Source organism: Aggregatilinea sp., assembly GCF_036822615.1.
Classification (GTDB): Bacteria; Chloroflexota; Anaerolineae; order Aggregatilineales; family Aggregatilineaceae; genus Aggregatilinea.
The window spans coordinates 13,432-39,633 of sequence record NZ_DAISHJ010000012.1 but is presented as its reverse complement, the minus strand read 5'-3'; the positions used below and the strand labels follow the sequence as shown (position 1 = coordinate 39,633).

The window sequence follows — 26,202 nt, the reverse complement described above, 5'->3', positions numbered from 1 at the left end:
TTAGCGGAATGAGTTTGCGATTAGTTGTGATGACGATAAGTGTTTGTTTTATGTATACAATCAAATCAGGTGCTTTTGGTATTTTCTATCTTAAATACCCTAAAATGAATCGATAATACTGTCAATAAATTCTCAGTTAAACAGTTGTCATAGAGTTGTAAATGTAGACTTACATCAGGCCCGCCAGCCCATGTCTACCGATGGACATCTGACGAGCGACCACTGCTATCTGGGCTGCCATCAGATGAATATTGACGAACTGCTTGATGCGCTGGAGGATGATTGGCACCCTGTGAAATAAGACGTGAGCGTAGCTAATGAATGCCAAAAGGGGGGAGCTGAGCCAACATATAGTCAAAGAAAAGAAGGAAGAAATCATTAGCAAGGTGCAGGCTGGTGAGCAGATCGCCGATCTTGGGCCACATGACCGTTCGGCTCAGGAGAGAGTGTCTTTGACGCGCTCGTTAAGGAATAGAGAACGTTTATAGTATCGCTGTTCTAGATCCCGCGATCCGGTTGGCACAATAGGCTAATATGCTAACATCTATAGAATCATTGCAAAACATGTTACACGCCGGTGGGTGGGAGAAATGTCTATAAACTCAGGCAGATCCTGTTTGTCGTGCCGCACAATTTGCGGACGAACAGGGGAGCCGAGTAGGCTGCGCCCCAAGTTTGAGCGCTGAAACCCACACAACCATCGCCCCGTACGAAGATACAACAACCGGATATTTTTCTGAGGAGCATACTGATGCGTTTTCGTACTGCCCTGATCGTGACCCTGGTGCTGTTGACGCTGCTGTCCGCCTTGACTGCCACCGCCCAAGATGGACCGCAACCGTTTCCGTCGGAGGTCGTTACGGAGATTCAAGCGGAAATGGACGATCTGACAGCCAGTGGACTTCCGCCCGGAATGGTCGTGTGGATCGACGCCCCGGAATACCAGTTTGCAGGGGCAAGTGGTTTCGCGGATCTCGAGCACGAGATCCCGATGCCGCCGGAGGGGGCATTTCGCATTGGCAGCATCACCAAGATGTTTACCGCGACGGTGATTGTCCAGCTTGCGGAAGAAGGTGTGCTGACTCTGGACGATCCGCTGGCGCTGTGGCTGCCGGAGGTGGCCGATCAGCTGCCCTATGGCGACCAGATCACGCTGCGCCACCTGCTCACGCATACATCCGGAGTGTTCAGCATCGTCGAAAGCGAGCTTTACTACAGCGATCTGTTTGCTGAGGCGGAAATCGACCCCGATGCGGGGAGTGCGTCGCTGGCCTGCGTCGCACGGGATCCCCACGACACGCTCACCCGCTACGTTTATGGCGAAGATGCCAACTTTGAGCCGGGGGCAGGGTGGCATTACAGCAACACCAACTACGCGCTGCTCGGTATGGTAATCGAAACGGCGACGGATGCGCCGCTTGCGGAGGCGTATCGCACGCGCATTTACGAACCGTTGGGCATGGCGTCGACCTTCCTGGATTGCTACGAAGAGTCGGTCGTTGACGTGGTGCATGGCTACATGGGGTTTGGGGACAACACGACCGATCTCACTGAACTGCACGAATCCATCGGATGGTCGGCAGGTGGTCTGGTCTCTACTGCTCCAGACCTGATCGCCTTCGGGCGCGGGTTATTCAGTGGAGCACTGTTTGACGACCCCGAGTCGTTGGACGCGATGACGACGCCTGCTCCTGGCAGTTCCTACGGTCTGGGCATTATGATCGGCTCGCCCTATTTGGGGCATGCAGGTGGGATTACCGGGTACCGGACGCTGCTCAACTATGCGCCGGCGTTCGATACGGTCGTGGTGATTCTCTACAACAACGATTCCGCCGATCCGGAACAGGGCCAGGCGGCGATGCTGACTCCAGCGCTCCCGTTGCTGCGCGTAGAGGACTGAAGCAATGGCCTTAAACTCAGGCCAATCCATCTTCCGGCATCGATACCCTTATCGGATAACATCGGGCGGCGGCCAGGGGAGTAAACTGGTCGTAACCTTTGGGACAATAGGGCACAGGACCACTATTGGGCGAGAGCGCGCGACGGGGAGCGGGGCTGACAGGTGAAGGGCATGAACGCCGGGCGGCAGACGGACCGCTCACGACCCCGCCGAGCAGGCCACCCGGCGGGTTGGGCGAGGCTGTAGGGCTTCGCACGCGACTTTAAGACGCCTACACGTCAATGTGGGCGTCTTTTTCTTTTAGCTGAAATGCTGTAGCTAGACTATCTGGGGCGGAGGACAAACCAACGACAGTTTTATGGCTTGCGCACCCTGTAGGCCATATAAACAAATCGGCTTATCTGTTCGCGCAGATAAGCCGTTGGTTTGCGCACTTTAACAACTTCAGACTCTCAAGAAATTGGTCCGTGCGCTACTTGTTTTACATCCCCAACCAATCAAGCTAGGGGAAGTTTGAGAGAGTGCCGAGGCCCAGACTTGAACTGGGGACTCCTTGATTTTCAGTCAAGTGCTCTACCAACTGAGCTACCTCGGCGTGTGCTTCCCTCGAAGCACGGGCTAATTGTAGCGTATTTCCCCTCGGTGTCAACGGTGGGTTCCGGCAGATTTTAGATTTGGTCCGCACCTTCGAGATTACGCACTAGACCTGCCGCCACGCCTGAACGATCAGCCCCAGTTTGCGCAGCTTGCTTGTGCCTGCGTGCCGTGTGAAGACGTCGTAATTGTTGCGCCGGATGCTCGGTAGGATGGCGTGATAGAACTCCAGGGCGCTCATGACCGCCCAGCGCCCTGTCTTTAGCAGGGATACGCCTGCCCGCGCACGCTCGTAGTAGGCGTCGGTGCGCGCCATCTCGAATTCGAGCAGATCGATAAAGCGATGATCGATGGTGTGTGCCGCAAGATCGTCCTCGGTGATGCCGAACTGCCGCATATCGTCTTCGGGCAGATAAACACGCCCACGTTCCCAGTCCTCACCGATATCGCGCCAGAAGTTGCTGAGCTGCATGGCAATTGCCAACGCATCTGCCGCCGGGTATGCCTCCACGCTGCGCGACGTCCGTGTGCCGAGAATATGTGTCATGACGCGCCCCACCGGAATCGCGCTGCCGTCCATGTAGTGCAGCAGATCGTGGAAGGTGGGGAAGCGGGTGACGGTCAGATCTTCGATCATGGCGCGGAAGTAAGCGTGAAGCAGTTCCGGCGAAATGTCGAATACGTGCGCCGTATGCAGGTAGGCGCGCAGCACCGGGTGATCGCTGGTACCCGTCTCGAAGGCTCGCCAGTAACTGTCGCGCCAATCCTGAATCGCGGCCAGCGGCGACGAAAAGCCGTTGTGATCCACATCTACGCGGTCATCTCCGACGCGCATAACGGCGTAGAGCGCTGTTACGTGCGGCAGCTTATCGGCGGGCAGCATGCGGCTGGCCGTCGAATAATTCTTGCTGGCGGCCTGCATGATGCGATAGCACGCGGCGTAATCGGCCATGAGGTGATGGGGCAGATCGAACCCCTTCAGGGCAGGGACGGATGCTGCGTAGGGGTATTCTTTTAGCACCATTCCTTTATGATCCTTTCTGTGACGAGCCGGGCGGAGATAAGAACCATTGGCATGCCGATACCCGGGTAAGTTCCCTGGCCGACGAAATAAAGACCGTTGATATCGCGCGCTTTATTGTGCGGGCGGAAGTAAGACGACTGGAAGAAGCCGTGAGAGAGCGAGCCGAAGGCGGTCCCATGCACGGCGTTGTAGTCCTGCGCGAAGTCCAGCGGCGTGTACTCGCGCGACCACACGATATTTTCGCGCAGATGCGGATCGACGAGCGTTTCGAGCCGGTCGAGCAGCGTTTCGCGGACCTGTGGCGCGGTCTGTGCCCAGTCGACGTCACCCTGGAGGTTCGGCATGGGTGCCAGCACATAGAGCAAGGTGTGGCCGGGTGGCGCGAGCGTCGGATCGGAAATGGTCGGGTTGTTCAGGTGGAACGATGGATCGGCGGGCAGCGTGCGCGTCTGGAAAATAGCATCCAGATTGGCACGGTAGTCCTCGGAAAAGTAGAGTGACTGGTGGCGCATGGTGGGGTAGGTCCCCTTGACGCCGAGGTACAACAGGTAGCCGGAACAGGCATAGTCCATGTTGTTCAGGCGATCCACTGTAGAGGGTCGGCGCTCGTCAGCGGGCACGAGGTGCGTATAGGTGTAGGGCAGATCGGCGTTGGAAACGACCAGATCGGCTTTAATGACTTCGCCCGATTCAAGCCGTACACCTGTTGTGCGCCCTGCCTTCACTAGAATTTCCGCGACGGGTGCATTGGTACGGACCTCTACGCCCAGCTCACCGGCCAGTGCCAGCATATCCTCGATGATGTGATAGATGCCGCCTTTGGGAAACCACATGCCATAGGCGATATCGGCATAGGTAATCAGGCTGTACATCGCCAGCGCATCGAAGGGGGAGAGGCCCAGGAACATCGAGTGGAAGGAGAACGCTTTGCGCAGCTTATCGGACTGGAAATAGCGCGCAACCTGATCGTAGAGCTTCTGGTAAGACTGCGTGCGCAGCAGACGCAGCCCGGCACGTGGGTTGGCGAGATCGGTCAGGTGATCGTAGTTGCGATCGACAAAGTCCATGCCCAGCGCATACTTTTTCGCGCCCGCGCCGATGAACTCGAATAGATGCTCGGCGGACCCCGGTTCGACACGCTCGACTTCAGCCGCCAACAAGGGCATATCGCCGTAGAGGTCGAGATGATCGCCGTCATGATAGTAAACGCGGTAGTTCGGATCCAGCCGGATCATTTCTAGTCGCTCGTCCAGATTGTGCCCTAGCGCGCGGTAGATGTCGTCAAAGGCGGACTTCATCACCAGGATCGTTGGCCCCATATCCACCCGGAACCCGCATTCCTCGATGACGTTGCTGCGTCCGCCTGCGCGGGACTGCTTCTCCAGCACCGTGACCTGAAACCCCGCTTTTTGCAGGCGGAGGGCTGCGGCCAGCCCGCCCATGCCCGCGCCGATCACCACAATTGAACGCATAATCCCTCGTTTACTGAAATCCGATTCCCTATCCGTCAGGTGCCCAACGGCGACCTAATAAAGATTGTTCAAAAAGTTCATGAGTACAGGATGAGGTGCACACTAAGAACTGCAAAATAGTGAATAGCTGACTCAAGGCGAAACGGACGAGTATCAGCGAACAATAATTAAGAATTTCCTTAAAAAACTAAATAGACTGAGCGTGTTTGAGGCTGCTGCGAGCACAATTTGAAAGATCGCCGGATGAGAAATTGCCTAGTGCAGCAAAAATCAGCGTTGTGCCATGTTAAGATCAGTCTACGTGATTTTTTCGGGCGAGTCACCGCGACCCCGCTGCAAAGGTGAAAAGTGTCAATGTCCTACTTTGAGGTTCTCGCACTGTTTATAGGTCCGCCGCTACTCGTATTGGCGCTGTTAGCGTGGCGCGATGGCAGGAGCAAACCGGTTGCAGCCTGGGGTGTGCTGGCCGGGCGCGCCTATTGGGCCGTGCTGCTGCACGTGGCTATCGCGGTCGCCTACACGACACCGTGGGACAACTATCTTGTAGCAACCGGCGTGTGGTGGTACGACCCGGCGCTGGTAACCGGGATCACGGTAGGATGGGTGCCGATCGAGGAATACACGTTTTTCGTGGTCCAAACGCTGATGAGCGGCCTTTTGCTGCTGGCCCTGATGCGCTACGCCTTCAAGCGTTCCGGCGTGCTGAAGCCATCCTTGCGGCTGCGATGGGGCGCATCCGTCGCGGCGGGAATCGTCTGGCTGGCGGGCGTGATGCTGCTGGTGTCCGGCTGGGACAAGGGAACCTACCTGGGTCTGATCCTGGGATGGGCAACGATCCCAATCGTGACCCAGCTTGCATTTGGCGCGGATATTCTGTGGGCGCGGCGCCGCTTGGTGGCTGTAGGAATCGCGCTGCCGTCGGTTTACCTGTGGATCGCGGATGCAGTGGCGATCCAGTCAGGTACGTGGACCATCGATCCGGCCCAATCGACAGGCGTGCTGCTGGCGGGCATCCTTCCGGTGGAGGAGGCGGTGTTTTTCACGGTGACGAACCTGCTGGTTGTGTTCGGCATGGTGCTGATGCTTGCACCGGAAAGTCAGACACGCACGCGCGATTTGCTGGCAAAGCTGCGCCGCCGCGAGATGCAGCAGCCTCGCACCTGGACGCAGCAGCACGATGAGATCTGATTAGCTGATTCTGTTCGCATAGTCAACAGAGCACAATTCAACAGCCGCTTCTGCGCTTCGGGCGAGGCGGCTGTTATCGTCCACTGGATGTGTTCAACCGGGGCTGTGATGACCTGTTGCGGTCTGTTATAATGCAAATCACTATCGCATTTATTTACCGAGAGGCATCGCAGCATCATGCACGCAACACCTGAGACCATCGAGCGCACGCTGGACCGGGTTTTGCTGGAAGTCCAGAAGCCGGGCCGCTATATCGGCGGCGAATACAACAGCGTGGACAAAGACTGGAACGATGTTGCTTTCCACACCGCGTTCGCGTTCCCGGATCTGTATGATCTGGGCATGTCGAACCTGGGCTGGATGATCCTCTACGACATCATCAACAAGCAGCCGGATATGTTCGCGGACCGCGTGTTCAGCCCGTGGACGGATATGGAAGCGGTTATGCGCCGCGAAGGGCTGCCGCTCTACGGCCTGAACAGCAAGCGGCCCATCGCGGAATTCGATCTGCTGGGCATCAGCCTGCCGTATGAGCAGCTTTATACCAACGTGCTGAATATGTTCGATCTCGCGGGCATGCCGGTGCGCGCTGCCGACCGCGATGAGCGTTATCCGGTTGTGATTGCGGGCGGGCATGCGTGTTATAACCCTGAGCCGATGGCGAACTTTATTGACGCATTCGCAATCGGGGAAGGGGAAGACATCATCTTCGATGTGGCGCAGACGCTCAAGGCAATGCGTGGGGCGTCGCGCGAGGAGCAGATGCACGCGCTGGCGCAGATCGAAGGCGTGTACGTGCCGCGCTTTTACGAGGCGAGCTACCATGCGGATGGCACGATCCAGGCGGTCACGCCGACCGTGCCGGACGTGCCGCGCGTCGTGCGCAAACGCATTGTCCCGGTGCTGCCGCCGCCGTTCACGAAGTTCCTGGTGCCGCACGTAGACACCGTACACAACCGTGCGCCGATCGAGATCATGCGCGGCTGCACGCGTGGCTGCCGTTTCTGCCATGCGGGTATGGTGACGCGCCCGGTGCGTGAGCGCAGCGTGGATGAGATCATTGCGGCGGCGGACGAGATCGTGCGCAACACGGGCTTCGAGGAACTCAGCCTGCTGAGTCTGTCATCAAGCGACTACACCCACGTTATGGATCTGGTCAAGCGCATCGGGTCGGAATTCCCGCAGCGCGGCTTGAGCGTCAGCTTGCCGAGCCTGCGTATCGAGTCGGTCAGCGTGGACCTGATGGACGCGCTGAAAGATTCGCGGCGGGGCGGCTTCACCTTTGCGCCGGAAGCGGCGACTGAGCACATGCGCGACATCATCAACAAGTCCGTGCCGGATTCACAGCTTCTTTCGACTGCGCATGAGGTCTATTCGCGCGGATGGCTGACGATCAAGTTGTACTTCATGATCGGGCACCCCAGCGAAACGCTGGAAGACGTGCAGTCCATCGTAGATCTGGCGAAGGCTGTGCTGGCCGAAGGGCGCAAAATCCACGGCAAGAAAGCCACGGTCAATGTGGGTGTCAGCACGTTCGTGCCCAAGCCGCATACGCCGTTCGAGTGGGTGCCGCTGGATACGCTGAATCAAATCCGCGCCAAACAGGATCTGCTCAAGCGCGGGCTGCGCGGCAACGGCTTGAATCTGCGCTGGAACAAACCCGAAGAGACGATGCTGGAAGCGTACCTGAGCCGGGGCGACCGGCGGCTCGGCTCGGTGATCGAGCGCGCGTGGCAGTTGGGAACCAAGTTCGACGCGTGGCAGGAACTGCACAATCAGTCTGCGTGGGAGCAGGCGTTTGCGGAAAATGGCCTGGAAATGGACTTCTACACGCACCGCCCACGCAGCACGGACGAGATATTCCCGTGGGATCACATCGACATCGCGGTGAAGAAGTCGTTTTTGGTGCAGGACTACGAAATGTCGCAGGTTGGGGAGACGCGTGTGGACTGCCGCAATCAGTGTTTCGCGTGTGGCATTCTACCCAAGTTCCGCGATACGCGCATGGAGACGCCCGCCGACGCGTGGCAGTGCCCGCCCGTTATGCCGCGCCACATGCGGGGCAAAAAGGCGGAGGACATGATTCCGCTGACTGCGCTGAACTGACGCGCGAAACAAACGAAAAGAGACGCTCCGGTTCACTAACTTGCCGGGGCGTTTTTTGTTCCACAGAGGGTTACGCCAGATAGATGGAACCGAAAGTGGTGCTGGCCGTGATGTGCAGATCGGCGGCCTTTGGGATGGTGTGCGGCGCATCGGGCCGGATCGACGCATAGATGCCCGGCTCGACTTCCTCGAAGCGCGCTTCATCCACGCGGACACGCCCGAACGGGCCCGTCTGGACGTGGATCACTGCGCGGCTGTCTTCGGGGATCGAGATGCGCACGTCGCCCAGCGAGGACCGGGCGTAAAGGGTGTCGTCTGCAAATTCGGGGCAGGCGAGCTGCACATTGCCCAGGCCGGAGGAGATGAATGCCTTACGCACCGGAAGATCGCGCAGGTCGAGTTCCAGGCGGCCCAGGTAGCTACTGATCAGCAGGTCCCAGGGCAGGTCGTCAGCGAGACCCACATCCCAGTCGGCCAGCGAGATCGGCCACGTTTCGCCGCGACGCAGCACGAGATGGGCCTGGTTGTTGCGCACGGTCAGGGCCGGGCGCGAGCGCGCGGTATACTGTCCGGCGACGAGGCGGCCCGATTTACGCAGGGCGCGAAGCTGGACGTCGATCTCGCCACTTTCCACTTCGATGGAGCCGGTGCGCACGCTGCCACGCGTGATTCCAAAGGTATGCGCGGCCCAGCTCAGGCCGATGTCGCCGCGCAGCAGGAGCTGCACGGCCAGCACGACCAGGATGAACGGCCAATAGTCGGCAGCGTCAAGGTCGATGAGCAGGAAGTTATCGAGCAGCAGTACCACGCCAACCGCGATCAGGATCAAAGCCCAGAGCCAGGGTGCGCGCGCTTGTGACCGCATCGACTTTTACCCTTCCTGTACGTAGTCCTGCAGCAGTTGGTAGGCAGACGAGTGGCGCAGTCGGTTGAGCGCCTGCGCTTCGAGCTGGCGTACGCGCTCGCGTGTGACGCCGATCTCGCGGCCTACTTCTTCCAATGTATGCGTTTCACCATCGGCCAGCCCGTAGCGAAGCTGCAGGATGTGCGCCTCGCGTTCTGGCAGGCGCTCAAGCGCTTGCGCCAGATGCTCGCGCAGCAGGTTGGCCGTCACGACCTCGGTTGGCTGGGGTGTGGTCTGGTCCTCGATGAAGTCGCCAAATTCCGAATCGGCGTCTTCTTCGATGGGCGATTCCAGACTCACCGGGCGGCGCGAGATCTCGATCAGATCCTCAACCTTGTCCGGCGTGGTCTCCATCGCGGCGGCGATTTCATCCATCGTCGGATCGCGGCCCAGATCCTGCATCAGCCGGTTCGATGTGCGGCGCAGACGGTTGATCTGGTCGCCCATGTGAACCGGCACGCGGATGGTACGGCCCTGGTCGGCCACGGCACGGCTGACGGCTTGCCGGATCCACCACGTCGCGTAGGTGCTGAACTTATGCCCGCGCTGGTACTCGAACTTACGCGCGGCGCGAATCAGGCCGATGTTGCCTTCCTGGATCAGATCCAGAAAGTGCACTCCGCGCCCGATGTACTTCTTGGCGACGCTGATCACCAGACGGGCGTTGGCGCGCACCAGATATTCCTGGGCGGCGTCGCCGTCGTTGACCAGCCGGTACAGCTCGTCACGCGTGTCCCAGTCGAGCGCATCGCCAAATTCCTCAAGCTGTTCGCCTGCGATGCGACCGGCTTCCATACGCTTGGCGAGCGCGATCTCTTCCTCGCCGGTCAGCAGCGGGACGCGGCCAGCTTCCTTCAAGTATAGGCCAACAACATCGTCGGTGTCCATCGCCTGCTGGTACCCGGCGTCCTGGCTGAGATCTTCGTAGAGCGCGCTGGGATCGAGGGTGGCTTCTTCGCCCTCGTCAGCGATCTCGTCCTCATCAGCCTCTTCGTCACGGGTAGGCGGCGTGGCGACGACCTCGATACCGGCATTGCTGAGTGATTCCAGCAGTTCTTCCAACTCGTCAATGTTCTGCTCGACGGTTGGCATCAAGGTCAGGATATCGTCGTATGTGACAAAACCCTGGTCGTTGCCCTTGGTCAAGAGCTGGTTCCAGGCATTGCTATCAGTTGTTATGGGCGTCGTTTCGTGCATTCCTGTTGCAGTCATGGTGCGCAGCAAAGTCGTGACATAAAAACACCCTACCACAGGGTAGGGCGCTGTGCTCAACACCCTTCCGTATGCCAGTGGTCAAGGCACAGCGGCTTCCGATGGGTCGCTTGTAGACGTTTCGTCCGGCAGGGCTGTAAGCTGCTCGGCGTTCGTCACCAGGCTAAGCACAGGTTCCAATATCTCGTCCGGGATGAGATAGATCCGGTTATCACCCTGAGGCCAGACGTAATGGGCCGTAAGATCCGGATTACTGTCGCCAACCTCAAGGATTACAGGTAGGAATGTTACTCCGGTAGTGTCCTGCGCGGCAAGTCCAATCAGGAAACTAGGCTCAGGATTCAGCCCATACCGTGTCAGCGCGTCCGAAGTCGCGTCGTACCACTGTGTCGCGGTCATCAGGCCGACGGCATAGGCGGCCAGCTCAACCGGCTGCTGGTTAATCATGCTGCCGGTTTCCAGGCCGGGCAGCCCGGCAGATTGTGACACCTGCCACTGGGCAGCCTCGTCGCGGGCTACCAGGAGCCGCGCAGACTGGCCGATGTCTCGCACGTCCAGCATGTAAATCTGTGCCGGACTCTGGATTTCCTGAAACAAAACGACCGGAGCCTGATCAAGCCCTGTCTCGTTCGCTTGTAAGAAGAGCGCGAGCTTGGTCGTCGGGTCGTCGAGCATCAACAATAGAACCATTACCGCCGCAAGGCAAGCCAATAGAATATAGCCTAGTCGACGTTGAGACAAATTTTTGTGACGATTGTCTATCATGTGACCATCATCGCAAAGAGTTTAACTTAACGACGGCGAAGCCACCACACCAATCCGCCGCTGACAAGGACCAGTCCCGGCAGCAGAATCATGGTGATATACGCGATGTTACGCCGCTGTTGGTCAGAAACGATGAGCGCCAGACGGGTCGGATCGGTGATCGGCGTAAAACTGACGGACTGGGAGAACCCGGTCAGCCAGTCGATCGTGTCGGACCACAGCAGCACGTTGCCCATAAAATCGGTGGTCTGGAACTCGTTTGAAAACGCGTCGGAGTCGCCAATGATGACCAGCCGGGGCTGAATATCCGACTGCATCTCCAGCGAGCGCTGCGCGGCCACGGCCATCGTCAGCGGACCGGGCGTATCTTCCCCGAGGGTATATTCGGGCTGCATATCTGTACGCAGTCCTTCCAGATCCGATTCGCCAAACGACGCCTCGGACGAGAGCAGGAGCGGCGTGCGCACCCAGGCCACTGTGGGATCGTCCACGATTTCCATCGGACGAGCGAAATAGAGCACGATCTGGACGTTCTGCACCCCGCTGAGAATCTCGTGCGAGCCAACCTGATCGACGATAGGCGCGTATTCGCTGCCGAGCGTACTCTTGGTTTCGATCACCACTTCATCTTTGACCGCGATGCCGAATTCGGAGAGCAGGTAATCGGCAAGCGGGCTGCCTTCTTCAAGGAAGGTATTGGTGGGCGTGGAGACTGTATCGATGATGGGCGGATCGGTGAAAATGGCGACTCGCCCGCCGCGATCGATGTAGTCGGCAATGAGCTGGACTTCCGTCTCGTTGAAGCCGGTGCGCGCCCCGACGATGAGCAGGGCGGTGGCATCTGCGGGCACGCCCGTATCTGCGACTTCCATCAGGCTCAGCGGCTCGACAATGATGCCCTGGTCGGTGAGGCTGATGCGCAGGCGCGAAATGCCTGTTTCGTCGGTGCGGCTCAGGTCCAGCTCGGCGTGGCCGGTCGTGAAGTACACCTTGAACGTCCCGGCTGATGCGACGGTCAGCAGACCCGTAGTGATGTTGCGCTCGTCGGCTTCGCCCAGGTAGAGGGGCAGCGCGTCTGGATTGCTTTGAACGCTGGCGTCGAGGATTTCGAGGAACAGGTCACCGTCATAACTGGATTGGTAGCCGAAGCGCCGCGCGATGTCAGGCTCCTCGTTCGGATCGACGTAGCGCACCTGAATTGCGCCGTTCCCTTCCGCGACGTACTGGCGCAAGAGAATATCGGCGGCTTCCTGCTCGCGCAGGGTTTCGTTGCTGAAGAAGCCGACGATCCGCACGTGGTAGCTCTGGGCAGCCAGTCGATCGATCGCGTCGAGCGTGGGAATGTTGAGCGAGTACTTTTGAGGCGCCGTCAGGTCGACCGTCGTATTGGACCGGTCCGCGAGCACGTAGATGAACACGACGAATCCGACAAAGAGGATCGTCACCAGGACGCTCGTCGTGCCGAAGCGCGTTTGACGCCCGGTCATCCACGCCTGGAACTCGCCCGGTGCGCCCCAAATCCAGAAAACGATGGCTGCGACGCCCGCGACGACGAAGGCAAAGACCCAGGCCGACATCTCGCCGCCGAGCAGGTAAAGCAGCCCGGCCACGACCAGCGCTGCCGCCCCGGCGACGCTGGCCCAACTTGCCACCCGCGCCCGCAGTGTCACCCAATCCGCCTGCATCAGCGCCACCTCCGGGATTCAAGGACGCGCGTGGTGATGAAAATCATGCACACAATCAGTCCCAGGAAAAATACGACGTCTTCAAAACGGATGACGCCGATCAAGAACGAGGTCGAATAGTGCGCTTGCAGGCTCAACGTGCGGATGACCTCCGCGACGGGGCGGTTCTGCACCACCAGCCCGGCGTAATCGCCCAGCCACAGCACAAACAGCGCCGCAATGCTCAGGAACCCGGCCACAACCTGATTCTCGGTCATGGCGGAAAACAGCATGCCGACCGCCAGCGCGCCGCCGCCGAACAGCCAGATCCCCATGTAGCCGCTGATGACCGGGCCGAGGTCGAGTTCCGGGCTGTACTGCACCCCGCTGAAGGTGGTGATCGACAGCAAGATGACTTCGTACACCAGTGTGAGGGCCAGAATCAGCGAGAAATACACCCACGCGCCGATAAACTTGCCGAGCACAATATCGCCGTCGCGGACGGGCAGGGTGAGCATCAGTTCCAGTGTGCCCTCACGCGATTCTTCCGCGAACAGGCGCATAGTGAGAAGTGGGGCGAAAAATACGGTGAAAAATCCGAACGCGCTCAGCACCGCCGTGCCATCCGGCGCGGACGAGTTCGCACGCTGCGCCAGATCCGAATTGAACAGGAAACCGGTCAAAACGAGGATCGAGAACGCGACCAGATAGGCGATGGGCGAGGCGAAATACTGAGCTAGCTCACGCCGGGCGATGATCCGGATGCTGTGCATGGTCAGTGCCTTTGCTCCGCACGCGGCGTGAGTTCAAGGAAGATTTCTTCGAGCGTCGTGGCCCATGCGCGCATTTCGAGCAGCCCGAAGCCTTGACCGACGATGGCGGCAGACAGGGCGGGCCGGACATCTTGATTCTGCGCGGTGGTGATCAGATAGCCGTCGCCCTGGGGCTCGACCTTGCGCACACCCTGAACGCCTTTTATCACTCGCATGACATCGTTTTGTGCGGAACGCCGCTCGACCCGCACGAACAGGCGTCCCTGGCGCTGTAGACGGTCCTGTAACCCGACCGGCGTATCTTCGGCCACGACGTGTCCCCGGTCGAGGATGATCACCCGGTCACAGAGCTGCTCCGCTTCGGACAGGATATGCGTGCTGAGGAGCACCGTCTGGCTGCGACCCAGGTCGCGGATGAGCGCGCGCACGTCCTGCACCTGATGCGGGTCGAGGCCGATGGTCGGCTCGTCGAGAATGAGCACGTCCGGCTCGTGGATGAGCGCCTGGGCCAGTCCTACGCGCTGCCGCATGCCTTTCGACAGGCTGCGGATGAGACTGCGCGCGCGGTCGGCCATGCCCACCTGTTCCAGCGTGGCGGCGATGCGCTGCTTGCGCTTCTTCACGCCGCGCAACTGCGCCACGAAGTTGAGGTAGCCGGTGACGGTCATGTCGCGGTAGAGGGGCACGGTTTCGGGCAGATAACCGACGCGCTGGCGCACCGCGAGCGAATCGTCCACGACGTCGAGCCCGGCAATGCGCGCCGCGCCGCTGGTGGGCGGCATGTAGCCCGTCAGAATGCGCATGGCGGTCGTTTTGCCCGCCCCGTTGGGGCCCAGAAATCCGACGATTTCGGCTTCCTTAGCCGTGAAGCTGATCGAATCGAGCGCAACAAAGCGCCCGTAAAGTTTGGTGAGGTTGACGACTTCGATCATATCCGGTTCCAGCAGCTTGACAGCCTGATGACGATCCCTATGGCGATCGCGTGCACCTGATTCTACCGTATTCTGAGAAGCGCCCCACGCAAAAGTCAAGACATTTCAACGACCTTGACAACATCCACACAAACACGTTACGTGCGTGTAATCAAAAATGCCCCCGCCGTCAGGCGGAGGCATTGGAGGTGTTTCGGTAGAACTGCTACATGGCGATCAGATCGCCCAGCGGCGTGGATAGCGCCAGATCTTCGGGTGTGCACCATGCCCAGCCCTCCGGCGGGGTGAGTGGGGCGGTCAGCGCGCAGCGATAGTAGAAACTGATCGTCTTGTCGGAACCAATGTGCCCGATCGTGACGTGGTTGGGCGCAACGAAATCGAAGCGGGAATCCATGTGCGACTCGACACGGACTTCCTGACCGAGATCGGCTTGAAGCTGCTCGTAAAGCAGGTCGTGCGGCGGTTGGAAGGCATCATGCGCCACATAACAGGGGATGGTAAAGAGGCCGTCCTCTTTGCGAGCGAGCAGGTGTCCGTCACTGCGGATGAGCGGCAGAACCGACGTGTGGAACGTATCGTGGGGGAGGAGCGCGTTCGCGCTGCCTTCGCCGCGCCGCCGGTAGCGTTCGGATGTGATAATGTGTGCTAGATTCGCGGTAGCCTGCTCGATCTCGTCATTGATGACCAGATAGTGGCAGCGCGGCACGAAGGTCATTTCGAACTTGGCCCGTTCCAGGCGGTTGGCAATCTCATCTGGCGGGGTCTTGCCGCGCTGTTCGATGCGCTCTGCAAGGATATCGAGGCGCGAAGGCGTGATGAAAACGAACACGGCTTGATCTGCGTACAGCTCCTGAATTTTGCCCGCACCCAGGAATTCGATATCCGCGATGAGGTCTCGTCCATCGGCAATTGCGTCTTCTACGGATTTACGGGGCGCTCCGTAGAGATCGTTCATGTGCACGCGCTGCCATTCCAGCAGGGCGTCTTGTTCGATCAGGGTTTCGAATTCGGCGTGTGAGACAAACCAGTGTTCGCGGCCCTGTTTTTCGGTGGGGCGCATTGGGCGGGTGGTCATGGTCGCAAGCTGCTGCAGGTTTTCGAACTTCCCTTGAATTCGCCGTATCAGCGTATTCTTGCCAGCACCAGACGGGCCGACCAGAACAAAAACAATCCCGTCGTGGGACATGTAGTACCTTTCAGCTTATTCCCGTTCCGAAGCCAGAAGTGCGTCAATTTTACCATGCGCGGGCGGTTCTATCCACGCAAAAACGCAAAAAAAGCGGGCCACCTGGGTGACCCGCTCCTGACGTATACGGATACTACGTTGCGCTAGGGATTGACGATCTGGATGCTATCGAGATACCACCCGTCGGCTACCGCTGTGTCGCTGCGGGCATCGATGCGGAAGCGAATGTTGATCCGCTGATTTATGTAGGCAGACAGTGACTGCGTTCGCGTCGTCCAGGTGGTCTGGCTGTTGGTGTAACTCCTGATACTCGTCCAGGTATAGCCGCCATCGGTTGAGACTTCGATGTAGAACGTGTCGCCGTTGCCGCGATAGCGAAGCTCGCTGAAGCGGAGCGCCGGGTTGCTGAGGCCCGTCAGATCGATCATTCCTTCGAGCGTCATCGAGGCGTTGCTGTTGTGCAGGTAGTTCGCTACCGGGCTGTCCGCGTAGACGCCACCGCCGGAGTAGAGTTCGAAATCGACCTTGACCTGGGCGCTGCCCGTTTGCTCGGAGTATTCGATCACGATGACGTGCGAGCCGGGTGACACCGAGAACTGCGCAGTGTCAGGTGTCGTGTTGAAGCTGCGCCCGCTCCAGTAGCTGTAGACCTGATTGCCATCTACGAAGACCCGCAGCCCGTCGTCCGACTGGAGCTGGAGCCGGTAGGTCGTCGCCTGGGATACCGTGATGGTGCGTGTCCACCGGGCGAGGAAGTATTCATTTTCGCTGTTGCCGATCCCGACATCACAAGGATGGCCGCTTGTAGTCCATTTGGCAGGTGAACACAGCGAACTGCTGGAGACGTAGCTGTCGATGCTGTCGATCTGGGCTGTGCCGCGGTATTCACCGTCGTCGAACGCTGCATTCTGGTTGGTGTCGCGGTAGTACTCACCCGTCCAGGTGCCCGCGCCGAGTCCAGAGCCGCTGCCGATGTTGGTATAGGTGCCCGCCGAACCGCCGGGGATACGGTACCAGTCGCCGTCCATCACCCACCAACTGTTCGTCAGGTCGGCGGTATCGCTGAAGGTGTTGGGGAAGATCGTCTCGTGGTTGTAGCGCTCCACGATAGACACCTGATCGATCCACCACCCGTCACCGACCTCGGTCGAAGGACTGCTGGATGCGATCTCACGCAGGCGGAAGCGCAGGCGGATCTTCTGGCCCGCGTAGGCGTTCAGGTTGCCCTGGTGACGGTTCCAGGAGACGGTTGTGCCGGTACGCGTCCACGCATCGGGTTGCGGTGACGGCGCAGACGCGTCTACTTCGAACCAGTTGCCCCATGTGTTTGTCGCAGCATCCAGAACGCTGATTTCCACTTTCAGGACGTCGTTCGTACCCAGGTCGTGGCGATCCCAGTAGTACAGGGTCGGCCATGTGGTTCCGGTCAGGTCGATCACGTGCCGGAGTTCAAGAATGGCATTGGCCCGCTTGTTGTAGGTCGTGCTGGGGCTGTCGCTGAAGGCGACGCCGTCGTGCGACTGTTCGGTCGAGGCCCGCCACGTGCCGCCTGCGTACCAGTTCACCGCCGAATTCATCGCGTCGGAGAAGGGCACGGTGCGGGTTGTGTCGGTGTGCTGGTCGAAGCACACGTCATCGATCCACCAACCGTCACCAAGGGTATTCGTGTTGTCGCTGTAGCGGCGGAACCGGACCTTGATGCGATCTGTGTCGCTGATAAAGCTGTTCAGGCTGACGGTTTCACGCTGCCACGAAAGCGCGCTGTTGAAGTTTGTGTCGACGGTGCTGTACTTCGGCGGCATCGAGCCGTAGCTCATGCGCCAGACTTCGGTCCAGCTGCTGGTGCTTTCGCGCATGACGTCAACCGCGATGTAGTCGTTTGTGCCGAGATCCCACTGGTGCCAGAAGATCAGCTCGGGATTAACCGTCCCGGTGGGCAGAGAGAGCCACGGCAGCATTTGCAGCGCGTCGTCACCCGCCTGGGTGTAGCTCGCGCCGGGGCTGTCCGACCAGTAGGCCGAGCCGCTGTGCGCCTGGATCGAGTAGCCGGTCCCGCTGTTTGTATCCGTGCCGTTGACGATGCCCCAGGTGCCGTTGGCGACCCAGTACGTCGCGGCGCTTTCGACGTTATCGCAGCTGCCAAGCGCCCAGGATGTGTTCACCGGCGCACGGATGGAAACGTCGTCAATCCACCAGCCATTGCCAACCGAAGAGTCGGTCGTGGCGTCCAGACGGAAGCGGATGTAGATATCCTGGCCTGCGTAGGCTGACAGCGGCAGAACTTTTTCCGCCCAGCCGGTGTTGGTCGTTGCCGTTGCCAGCACCGAGCCAAGCGTAGTCCAGCTCTGGTGATCGGTTGAGACTTCAACCCGGATCGAGTCGCCAGCGCCCAGAGCATAGTGCTGCCAGAAGCTCAGCTCAGGATCAGTCACTTCGGGGTTCATGCTGAGCTTGACGATGCCGTCCAACTCAAGCACCGAGTTACTTCCATGGGTGTAGTTCGTGCCGGGACTGTCGCTCCAGGCTTGCGCGCCCTGATGGGCCGATTCGCTGCTCAGCGCCCACGTGCCGCCTGCGTACCAGTGCGAGGCCCCTTCCATGTTGTCGTAGAAGCCGACGGTGTAGTAGTTGGCATTCGCGGTGTGGACGCCAATGTCGTCGATGACCCAGCCATCTGCCGCCGACGTCGCGGAGGTCGCATCGAGCACGAACCTCAGTTCGATCTGCTGGCCGAGGAAGCTGGTCAGGTCGATCACCTGCCGCGACCATCCCATCGTGCCCGCGCCGCTGTGGATCGTGAACGGCGTCCATGTCGTGCTGCCCACCTGACGAACCTCGGCGCGCGCGATGGTGCCGCCGGTCAGGGTGAAGCGATCCCAGAATTCGAGTTCCGCTGAGGCCGCGGTCGTCAGGTCGATATCGCCGCGCAGCTTCAGATTGCAGCGCGATCCGGTGGCGTAGTTGCCGGTCGGGCTGTCATTCCAGGCATTGGGGCTGCTGTGGTACGACGCCGTCGAGAGTTCCCAGGCACAGGTGCCCACGTCGTCAGATGCGGCTGCAATCAGCTTGACGTGCAGTTCAGCCGCACCGCCGCTGTCGAACATTTCGATCACGATCGGCTTATCGCCGCCGGTTGTCACCGTGAAATCGCGCGTCCAGGTCGTATTCGTCAGGGGGCTCCAGGACCAGGTGACCGCGTCGCCCGTGTTCGGGAGGTTAGCGTCAACGACCTTGACGCCACCGACCCAAATGCGGACGCCGTCATCTTTTCTGATCTGCCATGTATACGTGCCCGGATCAAGTGTCAGCGTGGTCTTGTAGCGAGCGCAGAAATTGTCGGCGACACCGCCGCCCGGACTGCCCGAGTATGTCCAATCGAGCGTGGCATATGTTGTCTGCCAGACGCCGGTTCCGTCGGCCTGCGCACCGGCTGAATTGAAGTTACCGCTGTTGCAGTTACCCGCGTTGTTATAACCAGAATTGACATAGTTCCAGTACTCAGCGGCCCAATACGCGAATTCGCCGGGGCCGGTGAATCCGGTTTCCCAGCGATCACTGTCGTCGCCGGTGTCGTCAAACGGATAGCCATAGGACTGGGCCGTCGGCGTCGGGCTGGGCCCTGCTGTTGGGACGGGCGTGTCGGTCGGGATGGGCGTGTCGGTCGGGATGGGCGTGTCGGCCACGGCGCCTGCCGATGTCGGCGTGGATGTTGCCGGGCGCGCCGTATTGGTCGCGATCTTCGCGCTTTGGGGGGTGAACGATGCGACTGCACCAACCTGATCCCAGAATTCCGTCGGATTGAGCGTGGCGCGCGGATCGGTTTCGCCGCCCAGGAGGTTAAGGACCTGGTGGCTGAACACCTGACCCACAGCCGGGCCGGTCAGGGCCAGAACGCCCGCCAGCGAGATGACGACCAGGGTCAAGATCAACGCATATTCGATGAGCGCCTGACCTTCGGCCAGGGTCCCAACCGGGCGCTGGGGTGGGCGTCCGCATAAGCCAAAGTTCGAGCGCCTATTTACGCTGCGATGGGACATCTAGAATCCCCCTCCTGTATGAAGGTTCCGGGTGGAGCGGTCGTCAGGTAATTCTATATTGACCGTTGCCATAAGCGCGTCAGGCGAGCTGACAGTGGCGCTCGCCATGCCTCTTGAAATCAGATTACAGGACCTACTGTCTTCATTTCTAATAGTACATTACTCTGGCCTATACGGAGTTGAAATTTGTAGTAGAGTTGTCGGAAATCATTGACAAATGACGGCGCTCAAATGCGCCGGGCTGCACTGGTGAAGTTACCCCCTACATGGTAGGCTCTTGGATGTAGTTATTGAACCTAAAAAACCGATTTTACCGAAAATGGGAAAGGTTAAAGAGGGCATGACGGCAACAATAATTGATGGGGCGGCAGTTGCGGCCCGCATTCGCGCAGAAGTCGCCGCGCAGGTGGCCGCGATGCAGTCGGCGCATGGCATTCGTCCCGGTTTGGCGACGGTGCTGGTCGGCGATGACGCGCCATCGCAGTCGTATGTGCGGATGAAGCACAAGGCGTGCGAGGAACTGGGTATCGCGTCGTTCCGGCATGAACTGCCCGCCGACGCAACCCAGGCGCAGGTCGAGGGTCTGGTGGCCGAACTGAACGCCGATCCGCGCGTTCACGGCATTCTGGTCCAGCTCCCGATGCCAAAGCACCTGAATGAAGAAGCGGTCCTGAATAAGATCAGCATCGAAAAAGACGTGGACGGGTTCGGGCCGGTGAATATCGGCCGTCTGGCGATGAAGGGCCGCGACCCGCTGTTTATCCCGTGCACACCGCACGGCGTCATCGTGCTGTTGGAAGAAGCGGGTGCTGTGTTTGAAGGCGCGAACGCGGTGGTGTTGGGCCGCAGTAATATCGTGGGGATGCCCGCGGCGCTGCTGCTGATCGAGCGTAATGCGACGGTGACCGTATGTCACAGCCGTACCCGCAACCTGCCGGAAGTGTGCAGCCAGGCGGATATTCTGGTGTCTGCGGTGGGGCGGGCCGAAATGGTGCGTGGTAGCTGGATCAAGCCGGGCGCAATCGTGATCGACGTGGGGACCAACCGCGTGGATGATCCGGGTGCCAAGCGCGGCTATCGCCTCGTGGGCGATGTGGCATTTGATGAGGCCAAAGAGGTCGCGGGGGCGATCACGCCCGTGCCCGGTGGCGTCGGCCCGATGACGATCGCCATGCTGATGAAAAACACTCTGCGAGGCGCGGAACTGACGATTCCGGCGACCAGCGAAGCGCACTAAACGGACTTTTTACTGGGCTGAGGCGTGTGCTATACTGCCTTGCACACGCCTACATTCTCGCCCATCAGGAAAGAGACTTTATGGCAACGCTGCTCGTTAAAAATGCGCTCGTCCTCGTCACGATGGATGAGGCGCGCCGTGAGATTTACGGCGGCGGGCTGTTCATCCGTGATAACGTGATCGAAGCTGTTGGCCCGACCGCAGAATTGCCGGATACCGCCGACGAAGTGCTGGACCTGAGCGGTCACGTCATCATTCCAGGGCTGGTCAACACGCATCACCACTTCGTGCAAACGCTCACGCGCGCTGTGCCTTCCGTTCAAAACAAGGAACTGTTCGACTGGCTGGTGGGGCTGTACCCGATCTGGGCGGGCCTGACGCCCGAAGCCATCACCATCAGCGCGCAGGTTGCTGCGGCGGAGCTGGTTCTTTCCGGCTGCACCACGGCGAGCGATCACCTCTACATCTATCCCAACGGCTCTACCCTTGACGACGAAATCGAAGGGGTGCAGAAGACCGGGCTGCGTTTCCACGCCAGCCGGGGCAGCATGAGTCTGGGCGAAAGCAAGGGCGGTTTGCCGCCGGATCGCGTGGTCGAAGATGAAGACTTTATCCTGCGCGATTCGCGGCGGCTGATCGAGACCTATCACGACAACTCGCGCTATTCGATGCTGCGCATCACGCTTGCGCCGTGCTCGCCGTTCACCGTGACGCAGGATCTGATGCGCGTCTCGGCGGAGATGGCGCGTAGTTATCCCGGCGTGCGGCTGCATACGCATCTGGCCGAAACCAAGCCGGATGTGGCGTTCAGTCTGGAGCAGTTCGGCCTGATGCCCGGCGAATATGCCGAGGACGTGGGGTGGGTGGGGGACGATGTGTGGCATGCCCACTGCGTCCAACTGACCGACGACGCGATCCACCGGTTCGGGCAAACGGGGACCGGCGTGGCGCACTGCCCGTCGAGCAATGCGCGGCTGGCGAGCGGCATCGCGCCCGTACGCAAGATGCTCGATCATCACGTCCCGGTTGGGCTTGGCGTGGATGGCTCTGCCAGCAACGACAGCGGGCATCTGCTGAACGAAGCGCGGCAGGCGATGTTGTTCCAGCGCGTGCAGGGTGATCCCGAAGCGCTGACGGCGCGCGAGGCGCTCGAAATCGCAACGCTGGGCGGCGCGCGCGTGCTGGGCCGCGACGACATCGGCGCGCTCAAGCCCGGCATGGCTGCCGACTTCGCGGCGTACGACGTGCGGGGCGCGGCCTTCGCGGGCGCACTGCACGATCCGGTCGCGGCGCTGCTGTTCTGCACGGCGATGAACGCGGCGTATACGGTCATCAATGGCCGGATCGTCGTGCGCGAAGGAGTTCTGGAAACGATCGATCTGCCGGTCGTGGTCGAACGGCACAACGCAATCGCGCGGGCGCTGGTCAACGGCGACTAGGCCCGGGTAGGGAAGGGCACATATGGCACAGCACAAGATCGTGCGCGGCGGCCAGGTGATCACTTCGACCGCTGTTGTTGAGGGTGACGTTCTGATTGACGGCGATCGCATCGCCGGGATCGTGGCGCACGGCGCGGATGGATGGGCGGACGCCGAAATCATCGACGCAGCGGGATGTTACGTCTTTCCCGGCCTGATCGATCCGCATACCCATATCCAGCTCGACACCGGGATCTACCAGACATCGGATGACTGGCAGGTGGGAACGATGACCGCCGCATTCGGCGGCGTGACGACGGTGGTGGACTTTGCCACGCAGTTCCCCGGCATGACGTTCCGGCAGGCGCTCGATGCGCGGCTGGACGAAGCGAAACCCGCGCTGATCGACTACGGGTTTCACATGATGGTAACCGATCTGCCGCACGACCCTGAAAAGGCGCGCGCGTGGCTGGCGGAACTGCGCGATATGGGCGTACCGAGCATCAAGCTCTACACGACCTATCGTCCGAACTACTACGCGGACGATGCGCTGTTTTTGCACACGTTCCGCGCCATGCCGCGCGATATGATCGCCATGATCCACTGCGAGAATGACTCGATCGTGTCGGATGCGACGGCGCGGCTCGTGGAAGCCGGACGCACGACGTGGGTGAGCCACGGTATCGCACGGCCTCCCGAAGCGGAAGTCGAAGCGATCCGGCGCATGATTTACCTGTCGAAAGTGGCGGGCGCGGCGATCTATATCGTGCACTGTTCGACCGATGAGTCGATCCGCACGGTAGCCGAGGCCAAGCAGGACGCCAATCGTCCCGCACTCTACTGCGAAACCTGCCCGCAGTACTTCTGGCTGAACGATGGTCGCTACAACAGCGACAACGCGGAAAAGTTCATCTTGCAGCCGCCGCTGCGCCCGCGCGACTGGATGGTCGATCTGCTGGAATGGAACGACGCTCTGAGCGGCGTCGTGACCGACCACTGCGACTATACACTGGCCCAGAAGCGGGAGTTCACCGAGTTCACCAAAACGCCGGGCGGCCTGCCGGGGCTCGAAACCTCGTTCCAACTGACGTATACCTACGCGGTCGAGGAGCCACGATACCGGGTTGATGTAGGCACGCCGCTGGCTTTGCCGGAGCTGGCGCGGCTGATGTCTACCGAACCGGCCCGCATCTTCGGCTTGTACCCGCGTAAAGGCGCGATTCTACCCGGCAGCGACGCCGACCTGATGATCTACGATCCCGAGCCGGAAGTGGTGATCCGGGCTGCGGAGCAGCACACCGTGGCCGGATACACGCCATACGAGGGCTTTAAGGTGAAAGGCCGCGTGCGTACCGTGATCAGCCGGGGAGACGTGCTGGTGCACGAGGGCCAACTGCACGGCGAGCCGGGGCGGGGGCAGTTCCTGCACGGCACACCGTTCACGCCGCTCGCGGGTTAACTTACTTATGGCAGCTTTTATAACGTGTGGTATGCTCATTTGTTCCCCGCCGGTTGCGGCGGTTTTGACCGATAGTCCGTGCCCCATTTCGGGGCCTTGCAATCGCATTACATCACAAACAGGAGATCTGAAAAATGCGTAGTTTTATGGGGCGTGACATTCTCTCGCTCAAAGATTTCGATCGGCATGAGTATTTCCGCGTTTTCGAAGTCGCAAAGACGCTGGAACCCTATGCCCGTGACCGCCACAACGGGGATCTGCTGGCCCATAAGACGCTGGTGACGGCGTTCTACCAGCCCAGCACGCGCACCCGTCTGGCGACGGAAGCCGCCATGCACCGCCTGGGTGGGCATGTGACGGGCTTCTCTGACGCCAAGATGACGCGCGCGGGTGACTTCTATCAGGAAGGCATCCAGGACACGGTTAAAATGCTGGAATACTACGGCGACGTGATCGCCATGCGCCACTTCCAGCAGGGCGCGCCCGCTGAGGCCGCTGTGCACGCCAGTGTGCCGGTGATCAACTGCGGCGACGGGTGGGGTGAGCATCCGACTCAGGTTTTGACCGACATGATGACCATCTATCGCGAGCGCGGCACGCTCGACGGCCTGAAATGGGTCCTCATCGGCGACATGCGCATGCGCACGATGCACAGCATCAGCTACGCGCTGAGCAAGTTCGACACCCAGAACTACGTGATTGCGCCCGACGAAATGTACTTCCTGCCGGAATTCGAGAAGGAAGTCACCGATATGGGCTTCCGCTTCCAGCGCAAGGAGCACATCGAGCAGGTCATCGCCGAGGCGGACGTGATCTACATGGAACCGGTCGTCCAGCCGGACTATACCAAGGCGCGCCAGGAAGCGACCGACGACAAGGGGCGCACGCCTGCGAACTATCAGGTCACCAAGAAGCTGCTGTTCGAAAAGGCGAAGTCCGACGCGATCGTGCTGCACTCGCTGCCGCGCCAGGACGAACTGCTGCAGGACGTGGATACCACCCGCCACCAGCGTTATTGGGTCGAGGCGTACAATGGTGTGCTGATGCGTATGGCACTGCTGGCCCTGATCCTGGGCGCGGTCGAGTAATCTCGGCACGTTCTTTTGATACCATCACGGGGCCGGGGACACAGCGTCACGGTCCCGTGCGATCCATCTATATTTTTAGCGAGCGCAAAACGCTAGACTGCATCGCAGAGAGGTAATTCAATGCAGACACACTTGACTGGGCGCGACATGATCACGCCCGATGAATGGACCGACGACGAGGTCAATACGATCTTTGAGGTCGCGTTCGACCTGAAGCGCAAGCGCGCCCTGGGCGAGCCGCACGCGCTGCTGCGCGACAAGGTGCTGGCGATGATGTTCTTCTTCTCCAGCACACGCACCCGTGTCAGCTTCGAGGCGGGCATGGCCCAACTGGGCGGCCACGCGCAGTTCATCGAAAGCCGCACCACGCAGATCTCGCACGGTGACACCGCCAAAGAAATCGGTGAAATCGTCGGGCGTTACTGCGACGGCATCGCTATCCGCCAGGTGGACTGGGGCGTTGGCAACCAGTACATCCGCGACGTGGCCGAGGCCAGCCGCGTGCCGGTGCTCAATATGCAGGACGACTGGTATCACCCGTTCCAGGCGCTGGCCGACATGATGACCATCTTCGAGCGTTTTGGCCGTGACGTGCGCGGCAAGACGCTGAACATGTCGTGGGCCTATGCCTCCAGCTACCAGAAGCCGCTTTCCGTGCCGCAGAGCCTGATCACGCTGGCGACGCGCTTCGGCATGAACGTGCGCCTGACGCGCCCGCCGGAGTTCAAACTGATGCCGGAGATCATGGATCTCGCGGCGGAAAACGCGCGCAAGTCGGGCGGCAGCTTTGAAGTTATGGACAACTTCGACGCGGGCTTCGCGGGCGCGGACGTGGTCTATCCCAAGAGCTGGGGCGCGACCATGACCACCACCGACATGGAAGAATCCAAGCGCATCGGTGACCAGTACAAAGACTGGATCGCGGATGAGCGCCGCATGGACATGGCGAAGGAACACGCCATCTACATGCACTGCCTGCCCGCCGACCGTAACATCGAAGTGACCGACGGCGTGATCGATGGCCCGCACAGCGCGGTCTACGACGAGGCCGAAAACCGCCTGCACGTTCAGAAGGCGGTCATGGCGCTGACGATGCGCTAGTGCGTGAACCGTAACTAACGCGTGTATTGAAATGAAGCCGATCAGCCTCGGCAGGGTGATCGGCTTTACTATCCAATCTAGACTTATCTTTTTTGAAGGCATTAGCTCCACGAGCCTTTAGAATTGCATTGGGATGCCTTAC

General features: G+C 60.1%; 18 protein-coding genes and 1 tRNA gene. 8 read left to right on the top strand and 11 right to left on the bottom strand.

The features are described 5' to 3' along the window. Positions 1–751: 751 nt before the first annotated feature. Complete coding sequence (locus V7116_RS06205; RefSeq protein WP_324391024.1) at positions 752–1,900, top strand: serine hydrolase domain-containing protein; 1,149 nt, start codon at positions 752–754, stop codon at positions 1,898–1,900. 522 nt (positions 1,901–2,422) lie between these two features. Here the strand turns inward: V7116_RS06205 and V7116_RS06200 are convergent. The 3 genes from V7116_RS06200 to V7116_RS06190 form a co-directional block, all read right to left on the bottom strand. After that, positions 2,423–2,495, bottom strand: a tRNA-Phe gene (locus tag V7116_RS06200). A 105-nt stretch (positions 2,496–2,600) separates the two neighbouring features. Next, positions 2,601–3,518, bottom strand: coding sequence for a phytoene/squalene synthase family protein (locus tag V7116_RS06195; RefSeq protein WP_324391023.1), 918 nt, complete (start codon positions 3,516–3,518; stop codon positions 2,601–2,603). Further along, positions 3,509–4,990: a phytoene desaturase family protein gene (locus tag V7116_RS06190; protein ID WP_324391022.1), complete on the bottom strand. Its 1,482-nt coding sequence runs from the start codon at positions 4,988–4,990 to the stop codon at positions 3,509–3,511. Before V7116_RS06190 ends, V7116_RS06195 begins: the two co-directional genes overlap by 10 nt. Positions 4,991–5,344: 354 nt before the next feature. Between V7116_RS06190 and V7116_RS06185 the strand changes: the two genes are divergently transcribed. Then, positions 5,345–6,178, top strand: a complete 834-nt coding sequence (locus V7116_RS06185; protein WP_324391021.1) for a lycopene cyclase domain-containing protein — start codon at positions 5,345–5,347, stop codon at positions 6,176–6,178. 177 nt (positions 6,179–6,355) lie between these two features. Beyond that, positions 6,356–8,284, top strand: a complete 1,929-nt coding sequence (locus V7116_RS06180) for a TIGR03960 family B12-binding radical SAM protein (RefSeq protein ID WP_324391020.1) — start codon at positions 6,356–6,358, stop codon at positions 8,282–8,284. A 70-nt stretch (positions 8,285–8,354) separates the two neighbouring features. On the opposite strand, the gene V7116_RS06175 is transcribed toward V7116_RS06180, so the two are convergent. From V7116_RS06175 to V7116_RS06140, 8 genes are all read right to left on the bottom strand, one after another. Continuing rightward, positions 8,355–9,149, bottom strand: coding sequence for a LiaI-LiaF-like domain-containing protein (locus V7116_RS06175; RefSeq protein WP_324391019.1), 795 nt, complete (start codon positions 9,147–9,149; stop codon positions 8,355–8,357). 6 nt (positions 9,150–9,155) lie between these two features. Next, positions 9,156–10,385: a sigma-70 family RNA polymerase sigma factor gene (locus V7116_RS06170; RefSeq protein WP_324391070.1), complete on the bottom strand. Its 1,230-nt coding sequence runs from the start codon at positions 10,383–10,385 to the stop codon at positions 9,156–9,158. Between the two features lie 96 nt (positions 10,386–10,481). Continuing rightward, positions 10,482–11,075, bottom strand: a complete 594-nt coding sequence (locus V7116_RS06165; protein ID WP_324391018.1) for a DUF4340 domain-containing protein — start codon at positions 11,073–11,075, stop codon at positions 10,482–10,484. A gap of 116 nt (positions 11,076–11,191) precedes the next feature. Next, positions 11,192–12,850 (bottom strand): GldG family protein, encoded by a 1,659-nt coding sequence (locus V7116_RS06160; RefSeq protein ID WP_324391017.1) that lies wholly within the window; start codon positions 12,848–12,850, stop codon positions 11,192–11,194. Beyond that, positions 12,850–13,602 carry an ABC transporter permease gene (locus tag V7116_RS06155; RefSeq protein ID WP_324391016.1) on the bottom strand — a complete coding sequence of 251 codons (753 nt, stop codon included), beginning with the start codon at positions 13,600–13,602 and terminating at the stop codon, positions 12,850–12,852. The genes V7116_RS06160 and V7116_RS06155 overlap by 1 nt, the downstream gene beginning before the upstream one ends. A gap of 2 nt (positions 13,603–13,604) precedes the next feature. Continuing rightward, positions 13,605–14,534, bottom strand: coding sequence for an ABC transporter ATP-binding protein (locus V7116_RS06150; RefSeq protein WP_324391015.1), 930 nt, complete (start codon positions 14,532–14,534; stop codon positions 13,605–13,607). 205 nt (positions 14,535–14,739) lie between these two features. Then, the gene (gene gmk, locus V7116_RS06145; RefSeq protein ID WP_324391014.1) at positions 14,740–15,720 is read right to left on the bottom strand and encodes a guanylate kinase; all 981 of its coding nucleotides are present in this window, start codon (positions 15,718–15,720) and stop codon (positions 14,740–14,742) included. A gap of 143 nt (positions 15,721–15,863) precedes the next feature. Further along, positions 15,864–19,757, bottom strand: coding sequence for a PA14 domain-containing protein (locus V7116_RS06140; protein WP_324391013.1), 3,894 nt, complete (start codon positions 19,755–19,757; stop codon positions 15,864–15,866). A 340-nt stretch (positions 19,758–20,097) separates the two neighbouring features. Between V7116_RS06140 and V7116_RS06135 the strand changes: the two genes are divergently transcribed. From V7116_RS06135 to V7116_RS06115, 5 genes are all read left to right on the top strand, one after another. Beyond that, positions 20,098–20,994, top strand: a complete 897-nt coding sequence (locus tag V7116_RS06135; RefSeq protein WP_324391012.1) for a bifunctional 5,10-methylenetetrahydrofolate dehydrogenase/5,10-methenyltetrahydrofolate cyclohydrolase — start codon at positions 20,098–20,100, stop codon at positions 20,992–20,994. Positions 20,995–21,074: 80 nt separating this feature from the next. Further along, entirely contained in the window at positions 21,075–22,433 is a 1,359-nt protein-coding gene (locus tag V7116_RS06130) for an 8-oxoguanine deaminase (RefSeq protein WP_324391011.1), read from the top strand. Between the two features lie 22 nt (positions 22,434–22,455). Beyond that, positions 22,456–23,871 carry a dihydropyrimidinase gene (gene hydA / locus V7116_RS06125; RefSeq protein WP_324391010.1) on the top strand — a complete coding sequence of 472 codons (1,416 nt, stop codon included), beginning with the start codon at positions 22,456–22,458 and terminating at the stop codon, positions 23,869–23,871. A 134-nt stretch (positions 23,872–24,005) separates the two neighbouring features. Further along, complete coding sequence (gene pyrB / locus V7116_RS06120; protein WP_324391009.1) at positions 24,006–24,959, top strand: aspartate carbamoyltransferase; 954 nt, start codon at positions 24,006–24,008, stop codon at positions 24,957–24,959. 120 nt (positions 24,960–25,079) lie between these two features. After that, the gene (locus V7116_RS06115; RefSeq protein WP_324391008.1) at positions 25,080–26,060 is read left to right on the top strand and encodes an ornithine carbamoyltransferase; all 981 of its coding nucleotides are present in this window, start codon (positions 25,080–25,082) and stop codon (positions 26,058–26,060) included. Positions 26,061–26,202 lie beyond the last annotated feature (142 nt).